At 72.0% G+C, this 12,055-nt stretch carries 11 protein-coding genes; 5 read left to right on the forward strand and 6 right to left on the reverse strand.

Annotation, left to right across the window (positions count from 1 at the left end; all coding sequences use genetic code 11):
* Positions 1–22: 22 nt before the first annotated feature.
* Positions 23–664, reverse strand: a complete 642-nt coding sequence (locus tag ACWDRW_RS23090; protein ID WP_451725852.1) for an alpha-ketoglutarate-dependent dioxygenase AlkB family protein — start codon at positions 662–664, stop codon at positions 23–25.
* Between the two features lie 66 nt (positions 665–730).
* On the opposite strand from ACWDRW_RS23090, the gene ACWDRW_RS23095 reads away from it, so the two are divergent.
* Positions 731–1,864, forward strand: a complete 1,134-nt coding sequence (locus tag ACWDRW_RS23095; protein ID WP_451725853.1) for a methyltransferase — start codon at positions 731–733, stop codon at positions 1,862–1,864.
* An 18-nt stretch (positions 1,865–1,882) separates the two neighbouring features.
* On the opposite strand, the gene ACWDRW_RS23100 is transcribed toward ACWDRW_RS23095, so the two are convergent.
* From ACWDRW_RS23100 to ACWDRW_RS23110, 3 genes are all read right to left on the reverse strand, one after another.
* The gene (locus ACWDRW_RS23100; RefSeq protein WP_451725854.1) at positions 1,883–2,278 is read right to left on the reverse strand and encodes a hypothetical protein; all 396 of its coding nucleotides are present in this window, start codon (positions 2,276–2,278) and stop codon (positions 1,883–1,885) included.
* 86 nt (positions 2,279–2,364) lie between these two features.
* The gene (locus ACWDRW_RS23105) at positions 2,365–3,237 is read right to left on the reverse strand and encodes a class II fructose-bisphosphate aldolase (RefSeq protein ID WP_451725856.1); all 873 of its coding nucleotides are present in this window, start codon (positions 3,235–3,237) and stop codon (positions 2,365–2,367) included.
* A gap of 20 nt (positions 3,238–3,257) precedes the next feature.
* Complete coding sequence (locus ACWDRW_RS23110; protein WP_451725857.1) at positions 3,258–4,139, reverse strand: SIS domain-containing protein; 882 nt, start codon at positions 4,137–4,139, stop codon at positions 3,258–3,260.
* A 145-nt stretch (positions 4,140–4,284) separates the two neighbouring features.
* Here ACWDRW_RS23110 and ACWDRW_RS23115 point away from each other — a divergent pair, with 145 nt between their 5' ends.
* Together ACWDRW_RS23115 and ACWDRW_RS23120 are read left to right on the forward strand one after the other, a co-directional pair.
* Complete coding sequence (locus ACWDRW_RS23115; RefSeq protein ID WP_451725859.1) at positions 4,285–5,064, forward strand: DeoR/GlpR family DNA-binding transcription regulator; 780 nt, start codon at positions 4,285–4,287, stop codon at positions 5,062–5,064.
* A 77-nt stretch (positions 5,065–5,141) separates the two neighbouring features.
* Positions 5,142–6,980, forward strand: coding sequence for a glycoside hydrolase family 15 protein (locus tag ACWDRW_RS23120; RefSeq protein ID WP_451725860.1), 1,839 nt, complete (start codon positions 5,142–5,144; stop codon positions 6,978–6,980).
* A gap of 2 nt (positions 6,981–6,982) precedes the next feature.
* Here the strand turns inward: ACWDRW_RS23120 and ACWDRW_RS23125 are convergent, their stop codons facing one another.
* Entirely contained in the window at positions 6,983–7,927 is a 945-nt protein-coding gene (locus tag ACWDRW_RS23125) for a hypothetical protein (protein WP_451725862.1), read from the reverse strand.
* Positions 7,928–8,091: 164 nt separating this feature from the next.
* Between ACWDRW_RS23125 and ACWDRW_RS23130 the strand changes: the two genes are divergently transcribed.
* On the forward strand, positions 8,092–8,313 hold the full coding sequence (locus tag ACWDRW_RS23130) for a heavy-metal-associated domain-containing protein (RefSeq protein WP_451725864.1): 222 nt from the start codon (positions 8,092–8,094) through the stop codon (positions 8,311–8,313).
* A gap of 27 nt (positions 8,314–8,340) precedes the next feature.
* The gene (locus ACWDRW_RS23135; protein ID WP_451725865.1) at positions 8,341–10,572 is read left to right on the forward strand and encodes a heavy metal translocating P-type ATPase; all 2,232 of its coding nucleotides are present in this window, start codon (positions 8,341–8,343) and stop codon (positions 10,570–10,572) included.
* A 372-nt stretch (positions 10,573–10,944) separates the two neighbouring features.
* Here the strand turns inward: ACWDRW_RS23135 and ACWDRW_RS23140 are convergent, their stop codons facing one another.
* The gene (locus tag ACWDRW_RS23140; RefSeq protein WP_451725866.1) at positions 10,945–11,964 is read right to left on the reverse strand and encodes a saccharopine dehydrogenase; all 1,020 of its coding nucleotides are present in this window, start codon (positions 11,962–11,964) and stop codon (positions 10,945–10,947) included.
* Positions 11,965–12,055: the final 91 nt, after the last annotated feature.

Consider the following 12,055-nt stretch of genomic DNA (forward strand, 5'->3'; position numbering starts at 1 on the left):
CATGATCCGCAGGTGGGACGACCTACCGGCCGCTCACTCTGAGCGTGACGTTCAACCGCCCGGCCAAACCCAACTCGGGCGGTGCCGTGCCCGGGTACACCTTCGGCACCCCGTGGTACGCGAGGCGTGCCGGCCCCCCGAAGACGAACAGATCCCCACTGCGCAGCTCCACGTCCGTGTACGGCCGGGTCCGCGTGTCGGTGTTGCCGAACCGGAACAGGCAGGTGTCGCCAAGGCTCAGGGACACCACGGGGGCGTCCGCGTGTTCGTCACTGTCGCGGTGCATGCCCATGCGGGCGTCGCCGTCGTAGAAGTTGATGAGCGCGATGTCGTACGGCGCCACGTCGGAACCCAGAGTCTGCCGGACCGCGCTCCGGCCCAGTTCCCCCAGCCACCGCGGGAACGGCTTCACCGGGGCGCCGTCGCCGTCGACGACCGTGCGGGCGTAGCCGTACGGGTACCAGTGCCAGCCCAGACAGACCTGCCGCGCGGTCATCGTGCCGCCGCCGGGGGTGTGGACCGTGCGCAGTCCGGCCGGGGGGCGGGCCCACTCCCGGCAGGCTTCGAGCAGCGCGCGCTGGCGGTCGGGGTCCAGCCAGTCCGGCACGTGCACCGCGCCCGGCGCGATCGTGGCACGGGGCCTGGGGAACAGCTCGGCGTCCATGCCTCCATCCTGCCCTGATGGCCTGAGCTGCGGCTCCGCTAGCCTTGACGCACGATGAACGACCGTATGACGACTCCGTGGGGCGAGGTCGCGCTGTCCCGTTTCCCGGAGGACCCGCGCGACCGGTTGCGTGCCTGGGACGCCTCCGACGAGTACCTGCTGAAGGATCTCGCGGAGCGGGAGATCCCGCTGTCCGGGACGGTCGTGGTGGTCGGGGACCGCTGGGGCGCGCTCGTCACGGCGCTCGCCGCGCACCGGCCGACGCAGATCACCGACTCCCACCTGGCGCAGGAGGCGACCCGGGCGAACCTGGCGCGGGCCGGGGTCGAGCCGGGCACGGTCCGGCTGCTCACCACGCAGGATCCGCCGCCCGAACGGATCGACGTGTTGCTGGTGCGGGTCCCGAAGAGCCTGGCGCTGCTGGAGGACCAGCTGCTCCGGCTGGCGCCCGCGGTGCACGCGGACACGGTCGTGGTCGGCACCGGCATGGTGAAGGAGATCCACACCTCGACGCTCCAGCTGTTCGAGCGGATCATCGGCCCGACCCGGACCTCCCTCGCCGTGAGGAAGGCCCGGCTGATCCACTGCACGCCGGATCCCGCGCTGGAACGGGGTGCCAACCCGTGGCCGTACAGCTACGCGCTGCCCGACGGCATCGGCCCGGTCTCCGGTCGTACGGTCGTCAACCACGCGGGGGTCTTCTGCGCGGACCGGCTCGACATCGGCACCCGCTTCTTCCTGGGGCATCTGCCGAGCGGCCGAGGCAGTCTGCGGGCGGTGGACCTCGGGTGCGGCAACGGAGTCGTCGGTACGGCGGTGGCGCTGGCCAATCCGGAGGCCGAGGTGCTGTTCGTCGACGAGTCCTTCCAGGCGGTGGCGTCGGCGGAGGCGACGTACAAGGCGAACGGGGTGCCCGGGCACGCGGAGTTCCGGGTGGGCGACGGTCTGGCCGGGGTACCGGCCGGGAGTGTCGACCTCGTGCTCAACAACCCGCCGTTCCACTCCCACCAGGCGATGACCGACTCCACTGCCTGGCGGATGTTCACCGGGGCGCGGCGCGTGCTGAGACCGGGCGGCGAGCTGTGGGTGGTCGGCAACCGCCACCTCGGCTACCACGTCAAGCTGCGCCGTCTGTTCGGCAACTGCCAACTGGTTGCCGGGGACCCGAAGTTCGTGGTGCTGAAGGCCGTCAGGCGCTGAGCCGGCGCGCGGCGGCCCTCAGCGGTATCCGCGCAGTGCCTTGTGGGCGCCGTAGGCCTCGATGAAGCCCTGGATCGCCTCCACGTCGTACGCGAAGCCCGCGGACCGCCACTTCGACTTGCGGCCGTCGAGATAGCGCAGGTCTATCCAGGTGGTGACGTAGGAGGACGAGTCGGACGTGGACACGCGCAGCTTTATCCCCGCCAGTTCGTGAAAGAGGACGATCGTCAGCGGCTTGCGTTCGCTGACGTACTCGACCGCGGCGTCCGGCGTGATCACCAGCAGCGGGTCCGGGTCGTCCGAGGTCCCGCGGAAGAAGCCGGACAGCTTGCCCCGCCGCTTGGTGAACACGCGCCAGTCGGCGGGCGCGGGACCCTGACGTGCCTGCCACAGGATGGTTCGCGGATCGGTCATGGCACCTCCGCAGGACAGGAAGTCCGTCCAGGGGAGATTGTGCGCTCGGGGACGGGCGCGCGCCACCGCGTCATCGCACGGCACCGTCACCCCTGCTCCTGATCAGGGGAGCCGGTCAGTACCCGGATGATCCCGGCGACCGCTCGCACCATCGCCTCCCTCCCGGCGCTCAGGTACGTACGCGAGTCCACCGCCTCCGGGTGGGCCGCGAGGTGGGCGCGGATGGCGCCGGTCATCGCGATGTTGAGGGCGGTGCCGATGTTGACCTTGGCGATGCCGCCGGTGACGGCCGCGGTGAGTTCGGGGTCGGGTACGCCGGAGGAGCCGTGCAGGACGAGCGGGACGTCCAGGGCGGCGGCGAGCCGTTTGAGGCGGTCGTGGTCGAGGGTGGCGGTGCGGGTGGTCATGGCGTGGCTGCTGCCGATGGCGACGGCCAGTGCGTCCACGCCGGACTCGGCGACGAAGGCGCGTGCCTCGGTGGGATCGGTGCGGGCGCCGGGGGCATGGGCGTCGAGGGCGGGCTGTCCGCCCTTGCCGCCGATCTGGCCCAACTCGGCCTCGATCCACAGCCCTTGGGCGTGTGCCCAGTCGGCGGCGGCCCGGGTCGCGGCGAGGTTGTCGGCGAAGGGCAGCCGGGCCGCGTCGTACATGACGGAGCTGAACCCGGCGCCGGGCGCCTGGCGCAGCAGGTCGTCGCTGTGGACGTGGTCGAGGTGCAGGGCGACGGGTACGGCGGCGCGTTCCGCGGCGGCGGCGGCTGCCCGGGCGAGCGGGAGCAGTCGGCCGTAGCGGAACTTGACGGCGTTCTCGCTGACTTGGAGGACGACGGGTGCGTCCACGGATTCGGCGCCGGCGACGACGGCCTCGACGTGCTCGAGGGTGATGATGTTGAAGGCGGCCACGGCGGAGCGGTGGGCGGCGGCACGGGTGACGAGCTCGCCGGTGGTGACGAGGGGCACGGCTGGTCCTTCCGCGGGCTTCAGGGGGCGAGGATCACCGAGCGGGTGAGGTGGCGCGGCTGGTCCGGGTCGAGGCCTCGGGACCGGGCGACGGCGACCGCGAGGCGCTGGGCGCGGATCAGGTCGGCGAGCGGGTCGAGGCCGGCCGCGACCCACGTGCCGCCGGTGGCGCGGACCTGGTCCGCCAGGCCTTCGGGGGGCTCGCCGAGCATCCAGGTGGCCGTGCCCGCCGTGGTGATGCTGATCGGGCCGTGCCGGTACTCCATCGCCGGGTAGGACTCGGTCCACGCCTGCGCGGCCTCCCGCATCTTCAGCGCGGCCTCGTGGGCGAGTCCCACGGTCCAGCCCCGGCCGAGGAAGGTGAACTGACCGCTGTCGACGAGGCCTTCGGGCAGGGGGGCGGCCAGGGCGGCGCGGGCGTCGTCGACGACGGCTTCGGTGTGCAGGCCCAGGTGGGCGCGGAGCAGGGTGAGCGCGGTGGTCGCGAAACGGGTCTGCACGACGGAGCGTTCGTCGGCGTAGTCGAGGACGACGACGTCGTCGGCGGCCGCCATGACGGGCGTCCGCGGGTCGGCGGTGATCGCGGTGGTGCGGGTGCCGCCCTTCAACCCCCTCAGCAGCTCCAGTACTTCGGTCGTGGTGCCGGAGCGGGTGAGGGCGACGACCCGGTCGTACGACCGTCCACGCCCGAACTCCGACGCGGCGAAGGCGTCGGTCTCGCCCTGGCCCGCGCCCTCCCGCAGCGCGGCGGCCGACTGGGCCATGAAGTACGACGTGCCGCAGCCGACGATCGCCACCCGCTCCCCCGGCGCGGGCAGCGCCCCGCCGTGTGCGGGTGCCTCTGTCGCGGCCCGGGTCCAGCACTCGGGCTGGCCGGCCAGCTCCTTCTCGACGTGGGTCATGCCCACCCCTCCCCTGGTTCGGATCCACCTTGATCTACTCTTTGATTTTTCTTGCAAGATATAGCGAGCTTTCGAGCAGAATCAAGCATTCCGGGAAAGTGCGGGTGCGCTAGGGTCGCCGGGAGATCGAGGAACGGAGGCGCGGATGTCGCGCGACGCCCGCTGGAAGTCACTGCTGGAACTGCTCGTGGAGCGCGGCCGGCTGGACGTCGAGGAGGCCGCGGCCGAGCTGGCCGTCTCGGCCGCCACGATCCGGCGCGACTTCGACCAGCTGGCCGAGCAGCAGATGCTGGTGCGCACCCGCGGCGGCGCCGTCGTCCACGGGGTCTCCTACGAGCTGCCCCTGCGCTACAAGACCGCCCGGCACGCCTCGGAGAAGGAACGCATCGCCAAGGCCGTGGCCGCGCTGGTCGCCCCCGGCGAGGCGGTGGGACTGACCGGCGGCACGACGACCACCGAGGTGGCCCGCGCCCTGGCCGTACGCGGCGATCTGGCCGCCGGTTCGCCCGCGCTGACCGTCGTCACCAACGCGCTGAACATCGCCAACGAACTCGCCGTACGCCCCCAGTTCAAGATCGTGGTGACCGGCGGAGTCGCGCGCCCGCAGTCGTACGAGCTCATCGGACCGCTCGCGGACGGGGTGCTCGGGCAGATCACCCTCGACGTGGCGGTGCTCGGGGTCGTCGCCTTCGACGTGGCCCACGGGGCGGCCGCCAACGACGAGGCGGAGGCCGCGATCAACCGGCTGCTGTGCGAGCGCGCCGGACGGGTGGTCGTCGCCGCCGACTCCAGCAAGCTGGGCCGCCGGGCCTTCGCCCGGATCTGCGCGGCCGACGCCGTGGACACCCTGGTCACCGACACGGCGGCCGGTCCCGAGACCGTGCGGCGGTTCACCGAGGCCGGAATCGAGGTCGTCACGGTCTGACGCCATTGCGCGCCACGGAGGGGTCCCTTTCCGCCTAGGCTGGTGCCGAGGCGGTGTCGGGGGCCAGGGAGGCTGCGATGAGCGGATCAGCACCGAGCGACCAGGACGCCCCGGGGGCGTCGCGGTACCTGCCGATCGCCGAGCACGGGCTGATCGGCGATCTGCGCAGCGTGGCCCTGGTGGGGACCGACGGCACGATCGACTGGTACTGCTGCCCGTCGTTCGACGCGCCGAGCGTCTTCGCCTCGATCCTGGACGCCGAGCGCGGCGGTTCCTTCGAGCTGGCGGCGGCCGTACCGGCCCGGACCAAGCAGTTCTACTTCCCCGACACCAACGTCCTGATCACCCGCTTCTTCACCGAGGACGGCGTCGGTGAGGTGCAGGACTTCATGCCCGTCGACGGCGACTCGGTGGAGACCGAGCGGCACCGGCTGATCCGGCGGGTGCTGTGCGTGCGCGGCTCGATCCCCTTCCGCACGCGCGTGGCCCCGCGGTTCGACTACGGCACCCAGCCGCACTCCGTGCGGATGGTCGGCGACGTGGCGGTGTTCGAGTCCGCCAAGCTGGCACTCGGACTGACCGCGACGGTACCGCTGGAGCCCGACGGCCCGGACGTACGGGCCGACTTCAAGCTCGCCGAGGGCGAGTCGGCGGTGTTCGCGCTCGACCAGGTCGGCGGCGAGGTCACCCCGCGCCGATGCGCCCGCACCGAGGCGGAGGAGCAGTTCAGCACCACGGTCGCCTACTGGCGGCACTGGCTGTCCGCTTCCAAGTACCGGGGCCGCTGGCGGGAGATGGTGCACCGCTCCGCGCTCACCCTGAAGCTGCTGACGTACGCGCCCACGGGGGCGATCGTCGCCGCGCCGACGACCAGCCTGCCCGAACAGCTCGGCGGCGAGCGCAACTGGGACTACCGCTACGTCTGGGTGCGCGACGCCGCCTTCTGCGTCTACGCGCTGCTGCGGCTCGGCTTCACCGGTGAGGCCGAGGCGTTCATGAACTTCGTGACCCGGCACGTCAGTCCGGGCGACGGCAAGCCCTCGGGCCCGCTCCAGATCATGTACGGCATCGACGGCCGCACCGACCTCACCGAGCGCGAACTCGACCACTTCGAGGGGCACCAGGGCTCCGCGCCGGTCCGCATCGGCAACGCCGCCGCCGAGCAGCTCCAACTCGACATCTACGGCGCCCTGATCGACTCCATCTACCTCTACGACAAGTGGGCCAAGCCCATCTCCAGCGACCAGTGGGACGACGTGTGCGCGCTGGTCGACTGGGTGTGCGAGCACTGGGACCAGCCGGACGAGGGCATCTGGGAGACCCGGGGCGGTCGCAAGAAGTTCCTGTACTCACGGCTGATGTGCTGGGTGGCGATCGAGCGGGCGATCCGCATGGCCAACCGGCGCGGCCTGCCCGCCGACATCGTCCGCTGGCGCAACTGCCGGGACACCATCTACCGGCGCATCATGACCCACGGCTGGTCCGAGTCCCGCCAGGCGTTCGTCCAGCACGAGGACGACGACGTGCTGGACGCGGCCGTACTGATGATGCCGCTCACGAAGTTCATCGCGCCGACCGACCCCAAGTGGCTGTCCACCCTGGACGCCCTCACCCAGGACCTGGTCTCCGACTCCCTGGTCTACCGCTACGACCCGATGGCGAGCCCCGACGGGCTGCGCGGCGACGAGGGCACGTTCTCGATCTGCTCCTTCTGGTACGTCGAGGCCATGGTGCACGCCGGCCGGGTCGACGAGGCCCGCCTGGCCTTCGAGAAGATGCTCACCTACGCCAACCATCTGGGCCTGTACGCCGAGGAGATCAGCCACACCGGCGAGCAACAGGGCAACTTCCCGCAGGCGTTCACCCACCTCGCCCTGATCAGCGCGGCCTTCAACCTCGACAAGGCGCTCGGCTGACCTCAGTGGCCGTGTGACGGTGCCTCTTCGTGGGCGGACGCCTCCTCCCGCGGTGCCGCACCCCCGGCCCGGACGGTGAAGGCGGCGGTGTGGACCTCGCCGTCGTGCTTGAAGTCCAGGAACAGCCGGTACGTGCCGTTGCTCGGCGCCGTCGCGGTGAAGGAGACGCCGGGGCCGGGCTCGGTCGTACCGTCGCCGGGCTCGCCGTTCGGGTGGACGTGGAGGTAGGCGAGGTCACCGGAGCGCAGGGCCACCAGGTGGCCGTAGGCGCCGAGATAGGGCTGGAGGTCGGTGACGGGCTTGCCGTCGCGCGAGACGCTCAGCTTCAGCTCGCTCGCCGCGCCGGGGCGCAGACCGCCCTCCAGGCGGACCTCGTAACCGTTGACCTCGGCGGTGGCCTTCGGCTCCGGAAGGTCCTTGGGCCGGTACGCGCCGGAGGCCGCGAGGTCGGCGCCGAGCGTGAGGTTCTCGGCGCCCTTCTTCGCCGGGGTGAAGTCGGCGAAGACGCGGTAGCCGCCCGCCCGGGGCAGGTCGACGGGGGTGCTCCAGGTGCCGTCGGCGGCTCGGGTGGGGTGGAGGTGGCGGTAGGTGACCAGGTCGCGGGAGGCCACGATGAGGTGGAGTTCCTTGTCGTGTTCGCGCTGGTAGGCGGTGACCGCGCGCCCGCTGTTGTCCCGAATGACGAACCGCAGGTCGGCGGGTTCGCGGGCGGCGACGGTCGGGGTCTTCAGGTCGAGGGTGTAGCCGCCCTCGGAGATCTGCAGGCCGCCGGCCGGCTTCTCCCCCTCCGCTCCTTCCGGGCTCGCTGACGCCCCACTGTGGCTCTCGTGCCGCGCGGGCGCGGGGTCGTCCTCGACGGGGCCGACACCCTTGCCCACGCCATAGGCGGTGCCGAAGGTGGCGGCGAGGCCGGTGGCGAACGCGGCGATCTTCAGTCCGGCATGCATCTCGATCTCCCTCGTGTGGGTCCCTATGCCGCTCACGATACCCCTAGGGGGTATGAAGTCAACCTCGGATCACGCTTGCTTTCGATACCCCCCACGGGTATACATGGAGTCATCGGCGGGGATACCCCCACCGGGTATTGACGAGCTTATCCAGGAGGCACCTCATGTCCACCCAGACCCTCACCACGTACGTGGTCTCCGGCATGTCCTGCGGCCACTGCAAGGCCACGCTCACCAAGGTCATCGGCGAGCTGGACGGTGTGCGCGGCGTCGAGGTCGACCTCGAGAAGGGCCAGGTCACCGTGAGCAGCAGCGCCGAGCCGAACGACTCGCTGATCGCCGAGGTCGTCGACGAGGCGGGTTACGAACTCACCGGCCGAGCCTGACCCCGCACGCCCACACGAGGAGCAGAGATGACCACCACGCTCGACACGGAACTCACCATCGGCGGCATGACCTGCGCCTCGTGTGCGGCGCGCATCGAGAAGAAGCTCAACCGCATGGACGGCGTGACCGCCACGGTCAACTACGCCACCGAGAAGGCGAGGGTCAGTCACGGCGGTGGCGTGTCCGTGGACGATCTGATCTCCACGGTCGAGGCGACCGGATACACCGCCCGATTGCCCACGCCGGAACCGCAGGAGCAGGCTCCCGAGGACGACGGGCTGCGGCCGCTTCGGGAGCGGCTGATCACCGCGGTCGTCCTGTCCGTCCCCGTCGTCGCGATGGCGATGATCCCCGCCCTGCAGTTCGAGTACTGGCAGTGGCTGTCCCTGACCCTGGCGGCACCGGTCGTGACGTACGCCGCCTGGCCCTTCCACAAGGCCGCCGTCACCAACGCGCGGCACGGCGCGGCCACCATGGACACACTGATCTCGGTCGGCACCTCGGCCGCGTTCCTGTGGTCGCTGTGGGCGCTGTTCCTCGGCACCGCCGGCGAGCCCGGCATGACGCACCCCTTCGAGCTGACCATCTCCCGCAGCGACGGCTCCGGGAACATCTACCTGGAGGCCGCCGCCGGAGTCACCGCCTTCATCCTGGCCGGGCGGTACTTCGAGGCGCGCTCCAAGCGGAAGGCGGGCGCGGCGCTGAAGGCGCTGCTGGAGCTGGGCGCGAAAGACGTCACGCTGATACGGCCCGACGGCACCGAACGAACCGTGCCGGTTGGTGAGTTGAAGGCCGGCGACCGCTTCCTCGTCCGTCCCGGCGAGAAGATCGCCACCGACGGCACCGTCGTCGAGGGTTCCTCCGCGGTGGACGCCTCGATGCTGACCGGCGAGTCCGTGCCGGTCGAGGTCGGCGTCGGCGACCCGGTCACCGGCGCCACGCTCAACGCGGGCGGACGTCTCGTCGTCGAGGCCACCCGGGTCGGCGCCGACACCCAGCTGGCGCGCATGGCCAAGCTGGTGGAGGACGCGCAGAACGGCAAGGCGGCGGCCCAGCGGCTCGCCGACCGGATCTCGGCCGTGTTCGTGCCGATCGTGATCGCCCTGGCGCTCGGCACCCTCGGGTTCTGGCTCGGCAGCGGTGCCGGTCCCGCCGCCGCCTTCACCGCCGCGGTCGCCGTTCTGATCATCGCCTGCCCCTGCGCCCTCGGCCTCGCCACCCCGACCGCCCTCATGGTCGGCACCGGGCGCGGCGCCCAGCTCGGCATCCTGATCAAGGGCCCGGAAGTCCTGGAGTCCACTCGCAAGGTCGACACCGTCGTCCTCGACAAGACCGGAACCGTCACCACCGGCCGGATGACGTTGCTGGCCGTGCACACCGCCGACAACGCCGACGAGGCCGAAGTCCTGCGGCTGGCGGGGGCGTTGGAGCACTCCTCCGAGCACCCGGTCGCCCGGGCCGTCGCCGACGGCGCCCTGGAGAAGCTGGGTTCACTGCCCACGCCCGAGGACTTCGCGAACGTACCCGGCCTCGGCGTGCAGGGCATCGTCGACGGACACGCGGTCCTGGTGGGCCGGGAACGGCTCCTGGAGGAGTGGGCGATGGAGCTTCCCGCCGAGCTGGCGCGGGCCAAGTCCGAGGCCGAGGCGGGCGGTCGTACCGCCATCGCCGTCGCCTGGGACGGGGAGGCGCGGGCGGTCCTGGAGGTCGCCGACGCCGTGAAGGAGACCAGCGCCGAGGCCATCACTCGGCTGCGGGCGCTCGGTCTGACGCCGATGCTCCTCACCGGTGACAACCGGGCCGTGGCGGAGTCGGTGGCCCGTCAGGTCGGGATCGCGCCCGAGCACGTCATCGCCGAGGTGCTGCCGCAGGACAAGGTCGACGTCGTCAAGCGGCTGCAGGGCGAGGGGCGTTCGGTGGCGATGGTCGGCGACGGCGTCAACGACGCGGCGGCGCTGGCCCAGGCCGACCTCGGTCTGGCCATGGGCACCGGCACGGACGCGGCGATCGAGGCAGGGGACCTGACCCTGGTCCGCGGTGACCTGCGGGCCGCGGCGGACGCCATCCGGCTGGCCCGCCGCACCCTCGGCACCATCCGCTCCAACCTGTTCTGGGCCTTCGCCTACAACGTGGCCGCGCTTCCGCTCGCCGCGGCCGGCCTGCTCTACCCGATGCTCGCCGGAGCGGCCATGGCCTTCTCCTCGGTCTTCGTGGTCGGCAACTCGCTGCGACTGCGGTCCTTCAAGGCCGCCGACTGAGCACAACGGAACAGCCCGGCGCCCGGTCGCTCTTTCCCGAGCGGCCGGGCGCCGGGCTCTTCGGGCGGTTCGATCGGTTCAGGCGGTTCGGTCGGTTCGGTCGGTTCGGGCTGTGTGGCGTCGGTACGGCGTGGCTGGGGGCGACCCGGCGCCGGAACTCGACCGGAGCGCCCAGAGGGCCGGCTGTACGGCGTCAGCGCGGCCGCGGACGGCCCGGCACCGACACCAGCACCGGCACCGGCACCGGCACCGGCACCGGCACGCGACCCGAGCGGCCAAGGTGCCGCCCGTCGACCGCCGAGGCCCGGACTACGGCCACGGCGGACCAGCGTCGGGGCGTTCCACGGCCACGGCGGAGCAGGGAACGGGCGTTCAGGGATCGTCGCGGCGCAGCACCCGAACGCCGTCCCCGGTCAGCCGCTCTGGCAGGTCGGCCAGCACGGGTAGTTCCTCGACGTGGCGCACTCCGGCCGGCAACGACCCGTGCAGCAGCTCGCGGGCCACCTCGGCGGCGACCAGCCCGGTCACCCGGCTCTGCTCGCGCCCGGTCAGCGCGAGCGAGGCCGCCGCATCCCCACGGCGGGCGTCGGCCCGCAGAGCGAAGGCGTCCCCGCCCAGGTGGACGCGGCTGAAGGCCCCGGTCAGCAGTCGCCGCGTCCCCGGGGCGCCGCGCACCACGCCCGTCCGGCGCAGCGCGAACAGCGCGGCGGTCAAGGGCCGGGAGTCCAGGCACAACCGCGTCGTCGCCTCCGGGACACCGAGCGTCCGGCGCAGGGTGTGCTGGTCGGAGAAGGGGAAGGGATGCGCACGGTGCGTGCCGTGCCCCGGCAGGAAGACCGTCCGGGGGCCGGCCGTCACCGGTTCCGCCAGACCCTCGACCGTCCAGCGCACCGCGTCGGTGCCATGGCGCTCACCGGAGCCGAGCAGCACCGTCACATCGATCCGCTCCGCGCCGCCCACCGCCTCGTGCACCCGGTGGGCCAGCAGATTCGTCAGCCCCGGAGCGACACCGACACTGAGCACGACCGTGGCCCCGGAAGCAACGGCTGGCCCGTCCAAGTCGGCCACCGCGTCGAGCAGTTGATGCGAAGCACCCACGTCGACCAGTCCGATGCCCCGCTCCACGCAGACCCGCGCCAGCGACGCGTCCTCGGGCTCCACGCAGAGCACCACCGCGCTCACGTCACCCAACTTGTCCAGCACCCGCCGAAACCCGTCCAGGTCACCGACGTCGACCCGCACCCCACCGAGCCGACGGGCCCGTATCTCGTCCCGGCCGGCCGGAACCACCCGCCCCGGGAACCACTCCCCGAGCCGCGCGGACACCGCGGCACCGACGGCGCCGTAGCCGCCGATGACGAGGATCCTCCCCCGTGCATCACCAGTAGTCATACGCGTCAACGTACGGCACGCTGGGTGCGCCGCGAGGCGTTCGCCCACCGTTCACGGGCCCCTCATGCGGGGGAAGTCGAGCGCGTCCGCC

It is taken from the genome of Streptomyces sp. NPDC003635 (assembly GCF_053587635.1).

Bases quoted from the DNA above. Each gene is read 5' to 3' on its own strand.
- ACWDRW_RS23090 (WP_451725852.1), bottom strand. From the start codon at position 664: ATGGACGCCGAGCTGTTCCCCAGGCCCCGTGCCACGATCGCGCCGGGC.
- ACWDRW_RS23095 (WP_451725853.1), top strand. From the start codon at position 731: ATGACGACTCCGTGGGGCGAGGTCGCGCTGTCCCGTTTCCCGGAGGAC.
- ACWDRW_RS23100 (WP_451725854.1), bottom strand. From the start codon at position 2,278: ATGACCGATCCGCGAACCATCCTGTGGCAGGCACGTCAGGGTCCCGCG.
- ACWDRW_RS23110 (WP_451725857.1), bottom strand. From the start codon at position 4,139: ATGACCCACGTCGAGAAGGAGCTGGCCGGCCAGCCCGAGTGCTGGACC.
- ACWDRW_RS23115 (WP_451725859.1), top strand. From the start codon at position 4,285: ATGTCGCGCGACGCCCGCTGGAAGTCACTGCTGGAACTGCTCGTGGAG.
- ACWDRW_RS23120 (WP_451725860.1), top strand. From the start codon at position 5,142: ATGAGCGGATCAGCACCGAGCGACCAGGACGCCCCGGGGGCGTCGCGG.
- ACWDRW_RS23125 (WP_451725862.1), bottom strand. From the start codon at position 7,927: ATGCATGCCGGACTGAAGATCGCCGCGTTCGCCACCGGCCTCGCCGCC.
- ACWDRW_RS23130 (WP_451725864.1), top strand. From the start codon at position 8,092: ATGTCCACCCAGACCCTCACCACGTACGTGGTCTCCGGCATGTCCTGC.
- ACWDRW_RS23135 (WP_451725865.1), top strand. From the start codon at position 8,341: ATGACCACCACGCTCGACACGGAACTCACCATCGGCGGCATGACCTGC.
- ACWDRW_RS23140 (WP_451725866.1), bottom strand. From the start codon at position 11,964: ATGACTACTGGTGATGCACGGGGGAGGATCCTCGTCATCGGCGGCTAC.